Origin of the sequence: Blastomonas sp. CCH1-A6 (genome assembly GCF_001556365.1) — a bacterium.
GTDB lineage: Bacteria > Pseudomonadota > Alphaproteobacteria > Sphingomonadales > Sphingomonadaceae > Blastomonas > Blastomonas ursincola.
Map to the genome: position 1 here is coordinate 58,629 of NZ_LSIS01000241.1, position 20,009 is coordinate 78,637.

Below are 20,009 nucleotides of genomic sequence, written 5' to 3' on the forward strand. Positions count from 1 at the left end.
CGCCGGGTTCTGCAAAGCGAAACGTCCGCCGAAGGGCCATTGGTTTTGGCCCACAAACCCTCTACATGGCGGCGATCATGCTGGCTTTCTTCCGGACCCTTTGGGCTATCTTCCTGCTGGCGCTTACCCTGCCCGCTGCAGCCCAGCCGCTCCAGCGCGGGCCGAACAACATCGCCGCATCGCTGGTCGCCGAAAGCGCCGATCCTGCGCCTGGCAGCACGGTCGATCTCGCCTTTGCCATGACGCCCAAAAAGGGCTGGCACGGATATTGGGAAAATCCGGGCGATGCCGGGCTTGGCATGACGCTCGAATGGACGCTGCCCAAGGGCGTTTCCGTCGGCCCGCTGCGCTACCCCGTGCCGCAGACGCTGATCATCGCGGGGCTGATGAACCATGTCTATGAAGGCCCCTATGCGCCGCTGGTCGCGCTAAAGCTCGATCCCACGCTCACCCCCGGCACGGTATTGCCGATCAGCGTCAGGGCCGACTGGCTGGCGTGCACCGACGAGATCTGCGTGCCCGAGAGCGCGACGCTGACCACGCGCCTCACCGTCGGCAAGAACGGCATCGACAAGGCCGCGCGCGCCCGCTTCGACGCGTGGCGGCAGCGTCTGCCCGCGCCGCTCGGCTCCGAAGCGACCTTTGCGCGCGACGGCAAGATCCTGCGCATCGCCATCCCCTTTCCCGCCGCTGGCGCAATCGACGCCCCGCATTTTTTCGCGCGCACCGACAAGGCGCTCAGTTATCGCGCGCCGCAGAGCTTTTTCCGCGACGGTGACCGGCTGATCGTCGAGACCGAGGTCGCGGGCAGTGACGCTGCGGAAATCGGCGGCGTGCTGCGCATCGGCGAGAATATGGGGCTCGATCTGGTGGCGAAGCCCGGCACGGTTGCCCCCGGCGGCACGCGGATCGAAAGCGCCGCCGGTAACACAACAGCCGAAGGCGACATGCTCGCGCTGCTCGCCACCGCGCTGGGCGGTGCCTTGCTCGGCGGGCTGCTGCTCAACATCATGCCGTGCGTCTTCCCGATCCTCAGCCTCAAGGCGATCAGCCTGGCCAAGGCGGGCGGCGACGAACGCGCGGCGCGGCGCGATGCAATCGCCTATACTGCGGGCATCGTGCTGGTGTGCCTGGGGCTGGGCGGTCTGCTGATCGCCCTGCGCGCGGGCGGAGAGCAGATCGGCTGGGCATTCCAGCTGCAGGACCCGCGCATCATCCTCGCGCTGCTGCTGCTGGTTACCGCCATAGCGTTCAACCTTGCCGGACTGTTCGAGTTCGCCACCGTCTCGGCGGGTGGCAGCCTGACGCAGAAACAGGGCGCGGCGGGATCGTTCTGGACCGGCGCGCTCGCAGCCTTTGTCGCAACGCCCTGCACCGCGCCGTTCATGGCCGCCGCGATGGGCACCGCGCTGGTGCTGCCCTGGCCCGCCGCGCTGCTGGTCTTTGCCGGGCTGGGCCTCGGGCTCGCGCTGCCCTTTCTCGCGGTCGGTTTCGTGCCAGCCCTTCGTCGGATGATGCCGCGCCCCGGTGCCTGGATGAGTGCCTTCCGCCGGATCATGGCGGTGCCGATGTTCTTGACGGCCCTGGCGCTGGTCTGGCTGCTCGGCCAGCAGACAGGCAATAGCGGGGTCCTTTTCGGGCTGGCCGCCGCGATGGCGCTGGCGCTGCTGCTGTGGTGGCTGGGCGCGCGGCAGAGCGCGGGCAAGAGCGGCTGGATCGCACTCGCCCCCTCGCTGGCCGTTGCGGTCGCGGCGATCGCCGCGCTGCCGATCGATGCCGCGCCGTCCGCCTCGGCGCGCACGGCCAATGCCACGCTCCCCGTCCAGCCGTTCAGCGAGGCGAAGCTCGCCAAATTGCGCGCCGATGGCAAACCGGTCTTCGCCTATTTCACCGCCGACTGGTGCATCACCTGCAAGGCGAACGAGGCCGCCGCGATCCAGCGCGAGGCGACCGCAGCGGCGTTCAGGAAAGCGGGCGTCGTGGTGCTCGAAGGCGACTGGACGCGGCGCGATGCCGAGATCAGCCGCTATCTCGAGGCGCAGGGCCGATCGGGCGTACCGCTCTACGTCTGGTATGCGCCGGGCCGCGAGCCGGTGATCCTGCCGCAGGTGCTGACCGTCGATACGCTGACCGCGCTGCCCGGCTGAGGCCGAGCGTTATTCGCCTGCGCGCGCCAGCACTTCGGGCAGATATTGCTCGCCCAGCGTCCCACAATTGTCGGCCAGGCCTTCGAGATCCTTGGCCATTGCCTTGTCATCGGCGACCATCGCCACCGCAAATATCTGCGCCTGTTCCTCGAGCGCCTTTTCCGCCTTGGCGCTGTCACCGCCCGGCGCCAGCAGCACCGCGCCGGTCATGAACGCCGTCGCCAGCTCGGTCGCCTCGCCGCTGGTTTTCTTGTCGTCCTCGGTTACCGCTGCAGCCGCCGAAAAGAACGCCGCGCAGCTCAGCAGCGAGTCATACCCGTCCTTGTCGGACAGGGTCTGGGCATGCGCCGGGGTAGCCAGCGCGCCAAGGGCTGCAGCGCCAACAAGGAGGCGCGAGAAAAGGGAAGAAACCATGCAGGACGTCCGATCAGTCTTGCCCCGCCGAAATGCACGGGGCCACGGTGCGACCCGCTGGAACGATGCGTGCCGCGTTTCGGCGGCGATGGCAATAGCGGTCAGGCGGCGTCGCGCGTCACCGAGAGGCGGAGACCAAGGGCGGACAGCACGGCCATCAGCGTTTCGAGCGTCGGATTGCCGTTCTCTGACAGCGCATTGTAGAGCGCCTGACGGCCAAGCCCGGTGCGCTTGGCGATCTCGGTCATGCCCTTGGATCGCGCCACATCCCCCAGCGCCCGGGCAATTTCCTGTGGGGTGCCATCTTCCATCCAGACGTTGAGATAGCGGACAACATCGTCTTCGCTGGTCAGAAACTCTGCGGGATCAAACGTCCTGGTCTCCACCATCACTAAGCACCTCTTTCGCGAGCTTACGAGCCAGTGCAATATCGCGCGGCTGGCTGTCCTTGTCTCCGCCGACCAGCAGCAACACCACCGTGTCGCCCACCATCGTGAAATATGCGCGGTAACCGGGGCCGAAGAACATGCGGAGCTCCGACACGCCTTCGCCCACAGCCTTGCAGTCGCCGAAATGTCCATCGGCCAGCCTGCGCAGCCGCTTCAGGATTCTTGCCCGCCCTTCAAGATCGCGCAACGCCTTAAGCCAGGCTGCAAACTGTTCGGTCTGCGTAACGCTGAATTGCTGTCCTTTATAAAGGACAGGCGGGTTTTTGTCAATCGATCCGTCGTTAGGCCTGGTCATCGGTACTGCTCCGGAAAGCCAAGCTTATGCGTCATCGCTGATGGTGTCGCCATTGGGCTTTTTCAGCGCCCAAAACCCCTCAAAACTTCCGCTGCGTTTTCCCGTAACGCATTTTTCGCGTCCCCGGCTTGCCCTCGGTCGCCCGTCCTTTGGGCGCGGCGACGCGCTGCTCCACCGGGAGCCCCAGCTCCTCCGCCTCCAGCTTGCGGATCTCGTCGCGCAGCCTTCCTGCTTCCTCGAATTCCAGATCGGCAGCGGCGGCGCGCATCTTCTTTTCGAGGTCCTCGATATAGGCGCGCAGATTGTGGCCGACCATGTGCGGGCGGTCGTCGACGCCGGTGTCGACCAGCACGCTGTCCTTGCTCGCGACATGCGCGATGATGTCGCCGATATTGCGCTTGATCGTGGTCGGCGTGATGCCGTGTTCGGTATTGTACGCGATCTGCTTCTCGCGGCGGCGGTTGGTCTCGTTGAGCGCGCGCTCCATGCTGCCGGTGATGCGGTCGGCATAGAGGATCACGCGACCTTCGACATTGCGCGCGGCGCGGCCGATCGTCTGGATCAGCGAGGTTTCGGAGCGCAGGAACCCTTCCTTGTCGGCATCGAGGATCGCGACCAGCCCGCATTCGGGAATGTCGAGCCCCTCGCGCAGCAGGTTGATGCCGATCAGCACGTCATAGACACCCATGCGCAGGTCGCGGATCAGTTCGATGCGCTCGAGCGTCTCGACGTCCGAGTGCATGTAGCGGACCTTGATCCCGGCCTCGTGCATGTACTCGGTCAGATCCTCGGCCATGCGCTTGGTGAGCGTGGTGACGAGCGTGCGATATCCCGCGGCGGCGACCTTCTTGCACTCGGCGATCAGGTCGTCGACCTGCTCCTCGACCGGTTTGATCTCGACCGGCGGGTCGATGAGCCCGGTGGGGCGGATGACCTGTTCGGCGAACACGCCGCCGGTCTGCTCCATCTCCCAGTTACCGGGCGTCGCCGAGACGCTGACCGTCTGCGGACGCATCGCGTCCCATTCGTTGAAACGCAACGGCCGGTTGTCGATACAGCTGGGCAGGCGGAAGCCATATTCGGCGAGCGTCAGCTTGCGCCGGTGGTCGCCGCGCGCCATCGCGCCGATCTGCGGAACGGTCTGGTGGCTTTCGTCGATGAACAGTAGCGCGTTTTCGGGCAGATATTCGAACAGGGTCGGCGGCGGCTCGCCCGGCAGGCGCCCGGTGAGGAAGCGCGAATAGTTCTCGATGCCAGCGCAGCTGCCCGTTGCCGCGATCATCTCGAGGTCGAAATTGGTGCGCTGCTCGAGCCGCTGCGCCTCGAGCAGCCGCCCTTCGGCCTCCAGTTCCTTCAGCCGCTCGGTCAACTCGAACCGGATCGCGGCACTGGCCTGCTGCATCGTCGGGCCGGGTGTCACATAGTGCGAATTCGCATAGACGCGCACTTGCGCCAGCTTCGCGCCGGGCTTGCCGGTCAAGGGATCGAACTCGGCGATCGATTCCACCTCGTCGCCGAAGAACGAGATGCGCCAGGCGACATCCTCGTAATGCGAGGGGAAGAGTTCGAGCGTATCGCCGCGGACGCGGAAATTGCCGCGGGTGAAGCTGGCATCGTTGCGCTTATACTGAAGCGCGACCAGCTTGCGGATCAGCTCGCGCTGGTCGACGCTCTCGCCCGCCTTGATGTCGAAGATCATCGCCGAATAGGTCTCGACCGAACCGATGCCGTAGATGCACGACACCGAGGCGACGATGATCACATCGTCGCGCTCGAGCAGCGACCGCGTCGCCGAATGCCGCATCCGGTCAATCGCCTCGTTAACGCTCGATTCCTTCTCGATATAGGTGTCGCTGCGCGGCACATAGGCTTCGGGCTGGTAATAATCGTAATAGCTGACGAAATATTCGACCGCGTTTTCGGGGAAGAAGCTCTTGAACTCGCCATAAAGCTGCGCGGCGAGGATCTTGTTCGGCGCGAGGATCAGCGCGGGACGCTGCGTCTGCTCGATCACCTGCGCCATGGTGAAGGTCTTGCCCGATCCGGTGACGCCGAGCAGCACCTGGTCGCGGTCCTGCGCCTTGATGCCCTCGACCAGTTCCTTGATCGCGGTGGGCTGGTCGCCCGAAGGGGTGTAATCGCTGACCAGCTTGAACCGCCGCCCGCCCTCGGCCTTTTCGGGCCGCTGCGGCTTGTGCGGCACGAACGTGCCATCGGTTTGCGGCTCTTCCAGCCCGCGTCGGATTACCAGTTCAGCCATGATGCGAGATATGCGGAGCGAGCGGCACCGGCGCAAGGGCGGGGATGCGATTGCATTGCGCGGGGCGCGTCTTTAGGGTCGCGAGCCAACAAGGACATGCGGTCGCGCATCCCCGAACCCCTTATGGAGAACCCCCATGAAGATGCAGACTGTTTCGATCCTGGCCCTGCCGCTGCTCGCCTTGGCGGCCTGCAGCGGCGGCGGCGGCGCAGACACGGATGGCGACGGCAAGATCAGCAAGGAAGAGGTCGCCAAGGAAGCCGAATCGATCAAGTTCAGCCCCGGCGAATGGGAGAACAAGGTCGAGATGCTTGACGTCGATTTTGCCAAAAGCAAGATGCCCCCGCAGCTGCAGGACGCTTTGAAACAGCAGGTCGGCAAACCGCAGGCGGTCAAGAACTGTCTGAGCAAGGAACAGGCCAGCAAGCCTGGCGCGGACTTCCTCGCCGGAGCCGAGAATGGCGAATGTAGCTACAAGACGCTGGATCTGTCCGACGGCAAGGTCAATGCAGTCATTGCCTGCAAGGGCAAGCAACCAGGCCAGCAGGGCGACATCAAATTGACCGGAACGTATACCGCGACCAGCTATGATATGCAGATGGATATGGTGATGGGCTCCAAGGAGTTCGGCAGCATGACGATGAAGGCGAAAAACAGTGGCAAGCGCATCGGCGAATGCAAGGCCTGATCTTTCGAGCCATGTCCTTGCTTCCGTCACCCCCGCGCACGCGGGGATCCCGCTTCCTGCAGCGACTTTTGCGCAAAAGCGGGATTCCCGCCTTCGCGGGAATGACGGTGCTGACTGTCATGGTAGTGGCTGCCCTCAGCGTCCCAGCCACCGCGCAGACCGATGAGAATGTCCGCATCGAGCTGAAATTCACCGCCGACCGGCTCGATCGCGGCAAGGTCACCGGCCTTGCCCACCGCCCGAGCATGCGCGAGGCAACGCTCGACGATCCGGTGCGCATCGCCTCGATCTCGAAGCTTGCGGTGGGCGTCGCGGTGATGCGGCTGGTCGACAAGGCGGTGCTCGATCTCGACCGCGACGTGTCGCTCTATCTCGGCTGGCGGGTCGTGCATCCGGGGTTCCCGGCGCAGAAGATCACGCTGCGACTGTTGCTGTCGCACCAGTCGGGGCTGAAGGATGATGCAGGCTATTTCATCCCGCTCGATGCCAGCCTCGCCGATCTTCTCGCCAAACCCGGAGCCTGGGATGCGACCCATGCCCCCGGCGCCTATTTCCGCTATGCCAATGTCAACTTCCCTGTCATCGCTGCGGTGATGGAGGCGGCGAGCGGCAAGCGCTTCGACCGGATCATGGCCGAAGAGGTGTTCGATCCGCTCGCCATCCCCGCCTGCTACAACTGGTCGGGCTGCAAGCCGGGCGCAGCCAAGACCGCGATCACGCTCTACAATCCCGATGGTACGATCGCGCGCGATGACTGGATTGGCGCGCCCGACCAGTGCGCCTATGTGCCCACGAGCGATGGTCGATGCGATATCGAGCTTTATGCGCCGGGCAGAAACGGATCGGCCTTCAGCCCGCAAGGCGGCATGCGCATTTCCGCCGGTGGCCTCGCGCGGCTGGGCCAGATGCTGCTGAACGGCGGCGACGGGCTGCTCATCCCGGAGTCCTTCGCCGAACTCACCCGCGCGCAATGGCGCTTCGATGGCAGCAATGGCGATGACGATCGCGGCTATTTCCAGGCCTTCGGACTCGGCGTGCAGCGGATCGAGAAGCCCGACGGATCGGTGTGGATCGGCCATCCGGGCGAGGCCTATGGGCTGCGCGCAGGTTTGTGGGTCAACCGGGCAAGCGGTGAAGGTGTTGTACGGATCAGCACGGGAAATGCGGAAGATTACCCGATAGGTCATTGCCTCGACACATGTCCATGATAGGTTGCGATCTGCAACTGGCCGGAGTCGGGCCGGGCGAGCAGGAGACACCACATGATCGGATATGTTACCGTCGGATCCAACGATCTCGACAAGGCGCGCGCTTTCTATGCAGGGCTGGTCGGCGCGCTGGGCGGCAGCGAACTGATGCGGATGGAGGAAAACGGCTTCACGCTGTTCGGCACCGCCTGGGGCACGCCGGGCATCGCCATCACTCGGCCCTATAATGGCGAACCGGCGACCGCGGGCAACGGTACCATGGTCGCGCTGGCCATGGATGCGCGCGCCAAGGTCGACATGCTTCACGCCAGGGCGCTCGAACTCGGCGGCACCTGCGAGGGCGAACCGGGCCTGCGCGGCCCCGAGGGCGACCAGGCCTTTTACGGCGCCTATTTCCGCGACCTTGACGGCAACAAGCTTTGCGCGTTCAAGGTAGGTCCGGCGGATTGATCTTGCCGATCCTTCGCCCTTCGTGAACATCGTCACCCCCGCGCAGGCGGGGGTCCCGCTCCCCTTCAACCGTCCTGCACAAGCGGGATTCCCGCTTTCGCGGGAATGACGATAGATTCCGCGATGGCAGGCGCTATAGTCGCGCGAGCGACGCAGGAACGCCTTGGGGAAAAAGGGGAAATCGATGAACAGAGCAACAGCTTTCGGCCTGATCGGCAGCGCGATGGCACTCGCGCTCTTCGCACCGGCGCAGGCGCAGGATGCGCTCGGCAAGGCGGTGGCGAGCGATTATGACGCGAAGCTCGAAAAGCTGTTCCTCGATTTCCACGCCAATCCCGAACTGTCGTTCAAGGAAACGCGCACCGCAAAGATCATCGCGGCCGAACTGCGCGCCGCCGGTGCCACGGTCACCGAGGGCGTCGGCGTGACCGGCGTGGTCGGCATCATGAAGAATGGCGACGGCCCGGTGATCATGGTGCGCGCCGATATGGACGGCCTGCCGCTCGCCGAGGATAGCGGCCTGCCCTATGCCTCGAAGGTGAAACAGGTCGATATCGACGGCACCGAAAAGCCGGTGATGCACGCGTGCGGGCACGACACGCACATCACCTCGATGATCGGCACCGCGCGCCGCCTCGCCGCGATGAAGGACCAGTGGAAGGGCACCGTGGTGTTCGTCGCGCAACCGGCGGAAGAGCGGATCGGCGGCGCGGCCAAGATGATGCAGGACGGCCTGTACACCCGGTTCCCCAAGCCTGATTACGCGCTGGCCTTCCACGTCTCCGCCGGGACGCCCACGGGCAAGATCGAGATCCAGCCGGGGCTCACCGCCTCGTCTTCGGATTCGGTCGACATCACCATTTTCGGCGTCGGCACGCACGGCGCCTATCCGCACATGGGCAAGGACCCGATCGTGATGGGCGCGGAGATCGTGATGGCGCTGCAGACTTTGGTCTCGCGCGAGATCTCCCCGCTCGAGGCTGGCGTGGTGACGGTCGGCTCGTTCCATTCTGGCTTCAAGCACAACATCATTTCGGACAAGGCCGAGCTGCAGCTCACCGTCCGGTCGAACGACAATGCGGTGCGCCAGAAGCTGCTCGACGGGATCAAGCGCATTGCCGAGAATGTCGGGCGCTTGAACGGCCTGCCCGAAGACAAGCTGCCCCAGGTGAAGGTCGGCTTCGAATCGACCCCGGTGACGGTCAACGACAAGCCGCTGACCGAGCGGATCACCAAGACCTTCGCCAGGCGCTTTGGCGAGGCCGCGCTGCTGACCAGCGAGCCGCAGACCGGCATGGGCGCGGAGGATTTCGCCTATTTCGTCGCGCCCAATACCGATGTGCCGGGGCTGTACTTCAACGTCGGCGGCACCCCGCAGGCGGATATCGACGCTGCCAGGGCGGGCAAGCTGACGCTGCCGGCGCATCACAGCCCGTTCTTCAAGGTCATGCCGCGCGAATCGATCACACTGGCGACTGAGGCGATGGTGACCGCGGTCATCGATCTGCTCGGCCCCGGCAACGGCCCGACCGCGGACTGATCCGGCCATGCCCAAACGCCGCGCCTGGGAAGAGGAAGAGGACGAAGCCGCTGCACCGCCGCCCGAGCCGTGCTGGCTGTGCGGGCGCGATCTCGGCGAGCTGATCGAATGGCACCATCCGGTGCCCAAATCGAAAGGCGGCAAGGCCCGCGTCGCGGTTCACCCGATCTGCCACCGCACCATCCACGCGCATTTCACCAATGCCGAGCTGGGCCGGATCGGCGAGGACGTGCAGGCACTGCGCGATCATCCGGAAATTGCCAAGTTCCTGACTTGGGTCGCGGGAAAGCCTGCGGATTTCAACGCGCCGACGAAGAAGAAGGAGCGGTAAGGGGGCAGCGGTCCTTTTGAGCCAGATGCCCCCCCGCTCAGCCTATTCCCCCTTGTCGGGCCGGCTGACGCTCCAATACTGCCAGGCGCAGAAGCCGAGCACCAGCACGCCTGACATCAGCATCTCGATGATGCCCAGATTGTTGACGATCCAGTCCTTCATGCGCGCGCTCTCCTAGGCCTGCCGCCGCTGCACGGACCTGGTCCCACTGCCCGCGCGCGGGCGGTGAGCGAGCGTATAGCGGATGATCAGGCTCACCCCGATGATGCTCGGCACCGCCCAGATCAGCGGATTGAAGACATGATCGGGCACCAGCCGGATCAGCCCGACCGAGAGGAAGGCGGTATAGGCCGATATGCCCATGCCGAGCAGCGCGCGGAAATGTTCGGGCACATGCGCGCGCGGCGGCGCGCTGGGCCGCCAGACATAGAAGAGCTGCGTTACCACCGCAGTCAGCCCGACCACGGCGAGCGCGGCCATCAGCGGTTGCGCGATCATCAGCCCGTAATAGCCGCACCAGGCGGCCGAGGCGATCACCGCGCCGAACAGCGCGAGGTAATGCGGCGCGCGCAGCGCCGCGCGGTTGGCGCGGTGGCGGACGACGGCGAGGCCATAGACCGCAAAGCCGATGGTCAGCATGCCGAGATAGAGCATCATCCAGCCGAACAGCCCGTCGAACAGCACCCGGTCGGTGATCATCGGCAGCCGCTTTTCGGGACCGTAGAGCGACAGCAGCGCCATCGCGATCGCGAGCAGGCCCGCGCCGATAAAGGCGAGCGTCGCCACCCGCCCCCATTTGCGATGCGCCGCGCCGCCCTTGCGCGAGGCGATCGGCACCCAGAACGCGATCAGCCCGGTTGCCCCGCAGATGACGTGGAGGACAACCAGGGCTTCGAACAGGTACATGGGCGCTTACTCGATCAGAAATCCTCCCCCAGCTTGCTGGGAGAGGATTTCGTCAGGTCAGTTCCCGGCCGCCGCAGCCGCAGCAGGCGCTGCCGCCGCTGCTGCCGGAGCAGGCGCTTGCATGCCCGGCATGGCCGGAGCCGCACCGGCAGGCGCTGCGCCAGGCACAGCTCCCTTGGGTCCGAGCGTCAGCAGGGCCGGATAGTCCTTGGCCATCTGCGCCCCGCCCAGCGGCTTGCGCTGGATCTGGTGGCAGGTGGCGCAGTTGGTCTTGTACGGATCCCCCTGCGGTCCGAGCCGGTTGGCCGGGAATACGCTGGTCAGCGGGTGGATATATTCCTGATTGGCATTCTTGACCATCTGCAGGCCGTACCAGGCCTGGGCGCGCTGCGGGCTCGACTGGCCCCATTGCGCAAAGGCACGGCTGTTGTGGCAATAGGTGCAGTTGACGTTCAGCGATCGCGACAGGTGCATCATGATCGCGTAATTGGCTTCCGCATCCTTGGTGCCCTTGAGGTTCAGCGTCGTGGGGTGGATCGTCTTCGATTGCACCCGCGCCGCCTTGGCATCGAGCCCCAGATACATGCTCGCCGTGCTCAGTGGCAGCGAGGCATAGGCGGTCACCGGGCTGGGCGTGTTCTGGCCACGCTTGTTGCCCATCAGACGCCCGTCGCTGGGCTTGGGATCGGTCCAGACATATTTCGGCACCGCATTGCCGCGATGGCAGGTATAGCAGGTCACGCCGGTCTTCTTGACGTGGTCCGAGTAGTTCTGGTTGATGTTCTGCGTCATCTGGATCATCCGGCGCGCGACAACCTTGGTATATTTGCTGTCGTCGGCCAGATTTTCGGCATTGTGGCAGTAGTTGCACCCGGCCTGTTCAGGCGGGGCGTCGGCCGGAACGATCCACTGGGTGATCGCCGCCATGGTATAGTCGAACTCTTCCTGGCTGACATGACCCAGCACCTTGACGTTCTGATACACCTCGCTTGCCTTCGGACCCGATGGGGGCGGAAGCTCATAGGGAGGCGGCGGAACGGTGCCGGGATCGATCTTGTTGTCAGGATCGCTGATCTGGGCAATGCCGGTTCCCCGGAAACCGCCCTGTTCGGAGGTCTTGGGGCCGATGTCACAGGCCCCGAGCGAGAGCGCGGCCACGGCCAGCGCTCCCATGGTGGTGAGTTTGGATAGGGTCAACATGGCTGTCAGTTCCCTTCTGCCGGGCTGGGGGCCGCAGGCGCAGCAGCGCCAGGGTCCGCAGCCATCAGGCTCGGTTCCGCCGGCACCGGAGCCGGTGCGACGAAACTCGTGCTCGGATCAACAACACCGGTATCGGGATAGGCAGGCGCAAAACCATGCTCCTGAGCCCAGAGATACCAGTTATCGACAACCGTGCCGGTGAGCAGGATGCCGATGCCGCCGGTAAGTGTGGTCAGCACCGCAAACCACCAGGCCCAACGATGGATCGATTCCATGGTAGCATTGAAGCCCATGGTCCAGCGCCAGAACAGTCCGGCGCGTTCGCTGGCCGTTCCGCGATCGTAGATCTGTTCGATCTCGCGCTCGCCACCATAGCGACCCACAGCGAGAATTGTGGCGCCATGCATCGCAAAAAGCAAGGTGGAGCCATACAGGAAGGCGATCGAAAGCGCGTGGAACGGATTGTAGAACAGGTTGCCGTAACGGATCGAGAAAGCCGCGGTCCAATCGAGGTGCGGGAAGATGCCGAAGGGCACGGCTTCCGACCAGCTGCCGAGCAGGAACGGGCGGATGATGCCGAGCACCAGATACAGCCAGATCGCGCTCGCAAAGGCCCAGGCGATGTGCGTTCCCATGCCCAGCGCCTTGGCGCGGAGATAGGTGCGGGCCCACCAGAGCAGGATCGAGGCGGTCAGGAAGAAGCCCGCGATGATCCACCAGCCGCCCTCGGCCAAGGGCACATAGACCGAGAAGCCCCATTCCGGACCCGGCGGTTCGAGCGCCAGCCAGAAGAATTCCTTGAGGAACCGATTGGGGTTCCAGTTGACCGAAGCCAGCATGTTGAGACCCATGATCGCGATCGACAGGCTGCCGAAGAGCAGCGATGCGAGGCCCAGCTTGCCGAGATAGAGCGGCCCGAGCTGCGCCTGACCCAGCTTGCCCATCCAGTAGCTATAGGCGGTAAGCGGGATGCGCGGTTCGCTGTCGTCCTTGTGCGGCATCCCCATTTCGGGATGCCCGCGCAACTGGACCTGGGTGAAGATATTTTGGTAGCTTGCCATGGTGATTACCCCTCTCACATCCAGATCGGCAGGTTGAGCCACCACGTCCACCATTCGGGCCAGCCGCGGGTCCAGAACGGTCCGGATATGATGATGCACACAGCGCTCCAGAACCCGGCGTTCAGCGCCAGCAGCAGGCCCACGCGGTGAATGCCGAGCGTGCCGACCGAATAGCCGATCAGGTCGCGGAAGAAGGTGTCTTCATATTCGGGTGATTTCACTTCCTCACCCTTGGCCGGGTTGGTGGCCGAAAGGACCAGCGCGCCGTGCATCGAAAGCGCGAGCGTGGTGGTGAAGAAGAACGACACGGCGAGCATGTGCGCCGGGTTGTAGTGGAAGTGCAGATACTGGTAGCCGACGTTCGACACCCAGTCGAGATGGCTGAAAATGCCATAGGGGAAGCCATGTCCCCAGGCGCCCAGCAGGAACGGGCGGAACACCACCAGCGTCACATAGGCGAAGATCGCGAAGCCGAAGGCGACGGGCACATGATAGCCCATGCCCAGCTTTCGGCAGATTTCCACCTCGCGCAGCGCCCAGCTGACGAACGCCCCGATCGCGCAGACCGTGATGATCTGCCACAAGCCCCCTTCTTTCAGCGGTGCGAGGCCAAGCCCGTATTTCAGGTCCGGCGGCGCGATGCTGATCAGCCAGGGGTTCCAGGTTCCGCCCTGCGATGCACCGTAAAAGATGAGCGCAGTGCCGAGCGAGGCGAAGAACAGCGTCGTGATCCCGAAGAAGCCGACATAAAATGGCCCGACCCAGAAATCGAACAGATCCCCGCCGACCAATGTTCCGCCTCTGACGCGATATTTTCTCTCGAAGCTCAAGAGCGCCATTGCCAGACTCCTTCGTTCGCCGCCGCGATAGGTGCGGCGAGCGTGAATGATTATTCCCCGTATGCGGGGACTCGTTTGTTCTCATGCATCCAGTGAAAGGGGCGGACCGGTGAAAACCGGTCCCACAGGTCCGCCCTCATCGCCTGGCAAGGCGACACACTGGCATTACCCTTAAGTCAGGGTGTAATCGCCGATGCCGCAGCAACCGCCGCAGGTGCAGCTGCCGGCATAGGGGGCTCCAGCCAGTTGTAGCGATTTGTGCTCAACAGGATGAAGTGGATGAGAAGTGCGAGGACGAACAGGAAGACCGCGAGCGCAGTCAGGATCCTGTTGCCGTCGAATGATTGCCACATTCTATGCATGATCAGGTTTCCTTCTTAGCTGAGCTGAACGTCGGTCACCGGGTCGAGGCTCGATGTCGCTTCATAGCCGGGCGTGCCCGGGAACCAGGGGCGCCATTGCCAAACCAGTACGTGCGCGATGATCGCGACGATGGTGAAGAAAGCGAAACTGGCGACGAAGAGCTTGTGGAACTCCTTCGCCTCGCTTTCTGTGAGGTAGGTCGTGGGACCCATCCCTTCATCTGCCATGAGATATTCTCCTTAGCTTCCAGATTTGGAAGAACGCCGCGTGGGCGCCTTCCAGGCGATTATCCGTGCGGGCGCAAACCCGACGCGGATAGTTGGAGGCCCCGTCCCAAGGCCGATGACTGGACAAGACGCTCACGCGACCTCACCCATATTCTGTGCGACGGCTTCCTCCACCAGCCGCACCTCGGTTACTGAATCTTCGCCTGCGCGCCGCGCTGCCCTCTCCGCAGCATCGCGCAATGTCTTGGCCGCAGAGATGCGCACCAGCACCGGCTGCGCGTCGACCAGCCGGTCGAGCATGGCCTTGGCTTGCGGCGTCCAGGCGAGTTCCCGCTCGATCCTGGCCGGCGTCGCCGCCACCGCATCCATCTGGCTCGACAGCGGCAGGATGTGGAACAGCGCGTCAAACAGCGCATTGCACACTTCCTGCACCAGCCAGGTCGCACCCGAATAGCCCATCACCGGCGTGCCCGTGTGGCGGCGGATGACCGCGCCGGGGAAGCTTGCCGGAATGTACATGCCGCGCGCGCCGCATTCGGCCATGTACATGCGCTCGTTATAGCTGCCGAACATCACCAGCGGCGGGTTGGTGCGGATCGCCTGCCGCACCGCCTCGTTGTCGGGCTTCACCCCAGCGGTGCGGCTGAAGGCGAAATTGCACGGCAGCCCCATGTCGTGCTCGAGGAAATTGCGGATGCCGCGCGCATAGGTCTCATTGGCATGGATGCCGAAGCTTGCGGTGCCGAAGAAATCCTGCGTGACCGAGCGCCACAGGTCCCAGAGCGGCTTGATCGTCGTGTGCTTCTCGCGATCGATGAACGGCTCGGGGTTGATCCCGGTCAGCTCCCCCAGCTTGCGCAGGAAGAGCGTGGTCGATTCAAGACCAATCGGTGCCTGCAGATAAGGCCGTTCGAGCGTCTCGCACAGGTTGCGGCCGAACTCGCGGTACATGCAGATGTTCACTTCCGCATCGGCGAGCTTCTTCACATCGGCCAGATGGCTGCCCAGCGGGAAGACCATGTTGAGCTCGCAGCCGATGCCCTCGACCAGCCGCTGGATCTCGGCCAGGTCGCTCGGCATGTTGAACGTGCCGTAGATCGGACCGATGATGTTGACCTTGGGCTTCACGCCTTCCTTGCGGGGGGCGAGCGGCTTGACCTTCTTGGGACCGAATTCGGTCCACAGCCAGGTCAGCGCGCGATCGGCGGCCTGCCACTGGTCCTCGTCGATCGTGCGCGGCAGGAAGCGGCGGATATTGGTGCCATTGGGGGTGACGCCGCCGCCGATCATCTCGGCGATCGAACCGGTGACGACCACCGCGGGAAGATCGGGGTCGAGCGTCTGCCAGGCGCGGCGCATCGCCGCTTCGGTGCCGGTCTTGCCCAGCTCTTCCTCGCCCAGCCCCGTGACGACAATGGGCAGCTCGTGCGGCGGCAGGGCGTCGGTATAGTGCAATACCGAGGTGACCGGCAGGTTCTCGCAGCCCACGGGACCGTCGATGATCACCTGCAGGCCCTTGATCGCGGTGAACGCATAGACCGCGCCCCAATAGCCGCCGGCCCGATCGTGATCGATGATGAGCGTCATGTGCCGACCGCCTCCTCGGACTTCGAGAGGCCCGCCATGCGCGCGGCATATTTCTTCTTGAACTCGGGCCGGTCGACCGGGGTGTCGCGCCAGATGCCGGCATTCTCTTCCTGGCCAACGCCATCGAAGAAGCTCTGCATCCGGTTGAACCGGTCCTGATTGGCGAGCGCGGCGTTGATGACGACCGCGAGCGAACCGGCGCCCGCCGGACCCATCAGCGGGCGCGCCGAGATGAGATTGGTGAAATAGAGCGCCGGGATCGCCTCGCTCTTGGCGTGCTGGACCACCGGGGTGGTGCCGATCGCCAGGTTCGGGCGGAATTCCTCGACCGCGGCAATATCCTGTTCCAGGCTGGCGCGATACTGGATGCGCACGCCGCGCGCCTCGAGCCAAGCACGGTCGGGTTCGGACCAGCGCGTCCTGGGGCAGGCGGTGCCGACATAGGGCACCTCCGCCCCGCTCTCGATCAGCAGCCGGGCGACCAGCAGTTCGGAGCCTTCATAGCCCGAAACGGTGATGCGGCCCTGGATCGGGCTGGCGGCGAGCGCGGCGCGGATCGCGGGCAGGAACCTTTCCTTCGCCGCATCGACCTTGTCCTGCGCGATTCCGCAGGCCGCGCCCACGGCATCGAGCCAGGCCGCCGTGCCATCGACGCCGACCGGCGCGGAACCGATCACCGGACGGCCCGCCGCCTCGAACTCGCGGATGCTGGCGGTGTAGAACGGATGGATCGCGGCGACCGCAGCACAATCGAGCGCGCTGTACAGCTCGCGCCATTCGCGGGTGGGAACGACCGGGCCGGCCGCGAGGCCCAGGGGCTCGAGCAATTGCCCGATGCCAACCGGGTCAGCGGGGAACATCTCACCCAGGAGAGTCACCGTCGGCCGGTCCGGTCGATGGCTGGGGCTGGCAACCGGCCCCTGTGAAGCTTCCTTGCGGGCATAGGCGAGCATGGCGCCGGCCAGCACGTCCTTGGCCTCGGCATGCGTCGGCACGCCGAAACCGGGCACATCGATGCCGATAACGCGCACGCCGTTGATCGCCTTGGGCAGGCCCTGGAGCGGCACGCCCGAGGCGGTCGGCACGCACAGGTTGGTCACGACGATGGTGTCGTAGAGCGCGGGGTCCGCCATCTGGTGGACTGCGTCGCGAATATCCTCGTAGAGCTTCCCGGTGACCAGCGTCTCCGAGCTGAACGGCACATAGCCGACCGAGCGGCGCGCGCCGTAGAAATGCGAGGTGAAGGTCAGCCCATAGACGCAGCAGGCCGATCCCGACAGGATCGTCGCCGTGCGCCGCATCCGCAGGCCTACCCGGAGCGATCCGAAGGCCGGGCACATGCTTTGCGGCTGATCGTGCGGGCCTTGGGAAGGATCGGGGGGATAATCGGCGGCATAGCGCGCCAGAACCTCGCCCTTGCCCGCCTGCTCCGCCGCCGCGCGCATCGTGTCTTTCGACGCGCAGCCGCCCTCGACGGGAACCGCCGCAAGGTCGATCCGGTCAGGACTGCGTGGCGCGGGAAAGGCGGGGCTGTCGCTCATATCTGGTCGTACACCACTTCGAGCGAGGGCTTTTCCTCGAACACGCCGCCGCGCATGTCCGCCTGAGTCGCGGGGACCAGCTCGACATTGCCGCCGGTATCCTCGGGCTTGAACAGGCCGAGCAGCCCGTCCTGCGTGAGCGGGCGCGGATGGGTCGGCTGGGCATCGGCGACGTTGATCGCCAGTTCCTCGAACAGCGGCGCCCATTCGGTATCGGGGCGGCCGATGATCTGGTAATTGGCCGACTTGCGGCGAATGTCCTCGTTCGCGGGGATCGAGGCGAGCACCGGAATGCCCACCGCCTCGGCAAAGGCCTGCGCCTCGCCGGTGCCGTCATCCTTGTTGATCAGGATGCCCGCGACGCCGACATTGCCGCCCATCTTGCCGAAATAGTCGACCGCCTTGCAGACATTGTTGGCGACATAGAGCGATTGCAGGTCGTTCGATCCGACCACGATCACCTTCTGGCACATGTCGCGCGCGATCGGCAGGCCGAAGCCGCCGCAGACCACGTCGCCGAGGAAATCGAGCAGCACGAAATCGAAGCCCCAGTCATGGAAGCCCAGCTTCTCGAGCAGTTCGAAGCCATGGATGATGCCGCGTCCGCCGCAGCCGCGTCCCACTTCGGGGCCGCCCAGTTCCATCGCGAACACGCCGTCGCGCTGGAAGCAGACATCCTCGATGCGCACCTCTTCGCCGGCGAGCTTCTTGGCGCTGCTGGTCTCGATGATGGTCGGGCAGGCCTTGCCGCCGAACAGCAGACTGGTGGTATCGGACTTGGGATCGCAGCCGATCAGCAGCACGCGCTTGCCCTGCTGCGCCATCATGTAGCTGAGGTTCGACAGGGCAAAGCTCTTGCCCGATCCACCCTTGCCGTAGATCGCGATGATCTGCGTTTCCTTGGTCACCGGGCCGGTGGCCACGGGATCGGGTTCGTGCGCGGCTTCCTCGCGCAACGCGGTGACATCGGGACCAGAGTTTTCAAGCATCGTCATGCGCAAGCGCTCCAATCGAGTATCATCTTGAGGCAGGTGGGATCGGTGAACGCTGTCGGATACGCAGCGGGCGCATCGGCGACGGGCTGGACATGGCTGACCAGTCCCGAAAGGCTGAGCGCCCCGCTGGAGACCATCGCACGGATCGCGACCAGATCGTCCGGACCCCATTCGGCGGCGACGCGGATGCGCGCCTCGCGCATGAAGGCCGGGGGAAAGGTGAAGCTGAGCGGCTGCTGGTAGAAACCGGCGAGTGTCACTTCGCCCCGCTTCGCCAGGCGACCGATCAGCGTATCGAGCAAGCCCGAATCTCCGCTGACATCGCAGATGCTGCGATAGTCGCGGCGCTCGTCCGCGTCGGGATGGATCACGGCATAGCCATGGTCGCCCGCTGCGCGCTCGGCATCGATTTCCCAGACGGTGGGCGCGGGCGCGCCGCTGGCGATGGTGAGCCGCGCGAGCAATCGGCCGAGAATGCCATGGCCGACGATCAGGTCGGGGGCTTCGCCGCCCGCCATCGCGTGCAGCGCCGTAGCCGCGAGCGCGAACAGCACGCCATCGCTGCCCCAGCTCTCGTCGATCGGCAGCGCACGGGCCGAAGGCACCACCAGCCGCCGCGCCGATCCGCCGAACAGACCGCGCGCATCGGCAAAGCAGTTGGCACCAGGCACGAACACCCATTCACCGATCCGGCCACGGCATTCGCTGCCCGACTCGACGATGCGGCCGACCGATTCATAACCGGGGACCAGCGGATACCCCATGCCGGGAAAATTGGGCATCTTGCCGGTGAACAGCAGCTTTTCGGTGCCGGTGCTGATGCCGCTCCAGGCGATCTCGACCACGACATCGCCCGATTCGGGCGCGTTCAGCGCGAGGGGGCGAAGCGCAAGGCGATGCGGCGCTTCGAAAATGACGGCCATTGCCTGCACGTGCGCGCTCCCCTTGTTCTTGTGATCCGATCCCGGAGAGGGACCTTCCATCAAGGTGTCATCTTATATTAACGCCCTCTAGTGTCAATCTAGGTTTACAGCTTGAGGCGCATTAGTTCCGCGACGGAATGCGAGCGTTTTGCAACAAGGGGAGGTCAGGCCGTAGCGGCAATCACCCGCGTGACGATGGGCAGGCCGGTGCGGCGTTCAGTCCAGCGGGCAAAGCCTGCCTTGTCCAGCATCGCGCCGATCTCGTCCGGCGTGCGCGCGCGGCCCGAGCCCATCGCGAGCAGATAGAAGCCGAAATAGGCATCCGCCATCGCCTCTGCGCCCGGCGTCCCCGCCATCGGTTCTGCGATCAGCAGCGTGTCGCCGGGCTTCAGCGCGGCGCGCACCTTGGCGAGCAGGCTCTGCGCCAGATCGTCGTCATGATCGTGCAGGATGCGGACCAGCGTGATGAGATCATAGCCGGCGGGAATCTGGTCATTGCGGAAATCGCCGGGATGCGCCGTAACGCGCACGCCCGCCTCGCCCAGCTGGCGCGCGCCGATCGCGGTGACGGCGGGCAGATCGAAC

The 20,009-nt window shown here is 64.9% G+C and carries 21 protein-coding genes; 6 read left to right on the forward strand and 15 right to left on the reverse strand.

What is annotated here, in order from left to right:
* Positions 1-77 precede the first annotated feature (77 nt).
* Positions 78-2,147 carry a protein-disulfide reductase DsbD family protein gene (locus AX735_RS11205; RefSeq protein ID WP_066279995.1) on the forward strand — a complete coding sequence of 690 codons (2,070 nt, stop codon included), beginning with the start codon at positions 78-80 and terminating at the stop codon, positions 2,145-2,147.
* Positions 2,148-2,156: 9 nt separating this feature from the next.
* Here the strand turns inward: AX735_RS11205 and AX735_RS11210 are convergent, their stop codons facing one another.
* The 4 genes from AX735_RS11210 to uvrB form a co-directional block, all read right to left on the reverse strand.
* Complete coding sequence (locus AX735_RS11210) at positions 2,157-2,561, reverse strand: hypothetical protein (protein ID WP_066279928.1); 405 nt, start codon at positions 2,559-2,561, stop codon at positions 2,157-2,159.
* Between the two features lie 101 nt (positions 2,562-2,662).
* Entirely contained in the window at positions 2,663-2,950 is a 288-nt protein-coding gene (locus AX735_RS11215; protein WP_066279930.1) for an addiction module antidote protein, read from the reverse strand.
* A complete protein-coding gene (locus AX735_RS11220) occupies positions 2,928-3,305 on the reverse strand; it encodes a type II toxin-antitoxin system RelE/ParE family toxin (protein WP_082751047.1) in 378 nt (125 codons plus the stop codon). The genes AX735_RS11215 and AX735_RS11220 overlap by 23 nt, the downstream gene beginning before the upstream one ends.
* 79 nt (positions 3,306-3,384) lie before the next feature.
* On the reverse strand, positions 3,385-5,565 hold the full coding sequence (uvrB, locus tag AX735_RS11225; RefSeq protein WP_066279932.1) for an excinuclease ABC subunit UvrB: 2,181 nt from the start codon (positions 5,563-5,565) through the stop codon (positions 3,385-3,387).
* Positions 5,566-5,701: 136 nt separating this feature from the next.
* Between uvrB and AX735_RS11230 the strand changes: the two genes are divergently transcribed.
* The 5 genes from AX735_RS11230 (at position 5,702) to AX735_RS11250 (ending at position 9,782) form a co-directional block, all read left to right on the forward strand.
* Positions 5,702-6,253, forward strand: coding sequence for a DUF3617 domain-containing protein (locus tag AX735_RS11230; protein WP_066279935.1), 552 nt, complete (start codon positions 5,702-5,704; stop codon positions 6,251-6,253).
* Between the two features lie 107 nt (positions 6,254-6,360).
* Positions 6,361-7,461: a serine hydrolase domain-containing protein gene (locus tag AX735_RS11235; protein ID WP_171007791.1), complete on the forward strand. Its 1,101-nt coding sequence runs from the start codon at positions 6,361-6,363 to the stop codon at positions 7,459-7,461.
* Positions 7,462-7,515: 54 nt separating this feature from the next.
* A complete protein-coding gene (locus AX735_RS11240; RefSeq protein ID WP_066279940.1) occupies positions 7,516-7,911 on the forward strand; it encodes a VOC family protein in 396 nt (131 codons plus the stop codon).
* A gap of 184 nt (positions 7,912-8,095) precedes the next feature.
* Positions 8,096-9,451, forward strand: coding sequence for an amidohydrolase (locus AX735_RS11245; RefSeq protein WP_066279942.1), 1,356 nt, complete (start codon positions 8,096-8,098; stop codon positions 9,449-9,451).
* A 7-nt stretch (positions 9,452-9,458) separates the two neighbouring features.
* Positions 9,459-9,782: an HNH endonuclease gene (locus AX735_RS11250; RefSeq protein ID WP_171007792.1), complete on the forward strand. Its 324-nt coding sequence runs from the start codon at positions 9,459-9,461 to the stop codon at positions 9,780-9,782.
* 174 nt (positions 9,783-9,956) lie between these two features.
* Here AX735_RS11250 and AX735_RS11255 read toward each other — a convergent pair whose 3' ends face one another.
* The 11 genes from AX735_RS11255 to AX735_RS11305 all read right to left on the reverse strand — a co-directional run.
* Positions 9,957-10,688, reverse strand: a complete 732-nt coding sequence (locus AX735_RS11255; protein ID WP_066279945.1) for a hypothetical protein — start codon at positions 10,686-10,688, stop codon at positions 9,957-9,959.
* Positions 10,689-10,745: 57 nt separating this feature from the next.
* Positions 10,746-11,888, reverse strand: coding sequence for a photosynthetic reaction center cytochrome PufC (pufC, locus tag AX735_RS11260; protein ID WP_066279947.1), 1,143 nt, complete (start codon positions 11,886-11,888; stop codon positions 10,746-10,748).
* Positions 11,889-11,893: 5 nt separating this feature from the next.
* On the reverse strand, positions 11,894-12,949 hold the full coding sequence (gene pufM / locus AX735_RS11265) for a photosynthetic reaction center subunit M (protein WP_066279956.1): 1,056 nt from the start codon (positions 12,947-12,949) through the stop codon (positions 11,894-11,896).
* 14 nt (positions 12,950-12,963) lie between these two features.
* Complete coding sequence (pufL, locus tag AX735_RS11270; protein ID WP_023839309.1) at positions 12,964-13,788, reverse strand: photosynthetic reaction center subunit L; 825 nt, start codon at positions 13,786-13,788, stop codon at positions 12,964-12,966.
* Between the two features lie 176 nt (positions 13,789-13,964).
* Complete coding sequence (gene pufA, locus AX735_RS11275) at positions 13,965-14,150, reverse strand: light-harvesting antenna LH1, alpha subunit (protein ID WP_023839308.1); 186 nt, start codon at positions 14,148-14,150, stop codon at positions 13,965-13,967.
* A gap of 15 nt (positions 14,151-14,165) precedes the next feature.
* Complete coding sequence (gene pufB / locus AX735_RS11280) at positions 14,166-14,378, reverse strand: light-harvesting antenna LH1, beta subunit (protein ID WP_023839307.1); 213 nt, start codon at positions 14,376-14,378, stop codon at positions 14,166-14,168.
* Between the two features lie 132 nt (positions 14,379-14,510).
* Positions 14,511-15,965, reverse strand: a complete 1,455-nt coding sequence (gene bchZ, locus AX735_RS11285) for a chlorophyllide a reductase subunit Z (RefSeq protein WP_066279959.1) — start codon at positions 15,963-15,965, stop codon at positions 14,511-14,513.
* Positions 15,962-17,506, reverse strand: coding sequence for a chlorophyllide a reductase subunit Y (gene bchY, locus AX735_RS11290; RefSeq protein ID WP_066279966.1), 1,545 nt, complete (start codon positions 17,504-17,506; stop codon positions 15,962-15,964). The genes bchZ and bchY overlap by 4 nt, the downstream gene beginning before the upstream one ends.
* The gene (locus AX735_RS11295; protein ID WP_066279970.1) at positions 17,503-18,501 is read right to left on the reverse strand and encodes a chlorophyllide a reductase iron protein subunit X; all 999 of its coding nucleotides are present in this window, start codon (positions 18,499-18,501) and stop codon (positions 17,503-17,505) included. Before AX735_RS11295 ends, bchY begins: the two co-directional genes overlap by 4 nt.
* On the reverse strand, positions 18,498-19,424 hold the full coding sequence (gene bchC / locus AX735_RS11300; RefSeq protein ID WP_066280009.1) for a chlorophyll synthesis pathway protein BchC: 927 nt from the start codon (positions 19,422-19,424) through the stop codon (positions 18,498-18,500). Before bchC ends, AX735_RS11295 begins: the two co-directional genes overlap by 4 nt.
* 164 nt (positions 19,425-19,588) lie before the next feature.
* The coding region (locus tag AX735_RS11305; RefSeq protein WP_446471807.1) for a methyltransferase at positions 19,589-20,009 on the reverse strand (421 nt) is incomplete at its 5' end.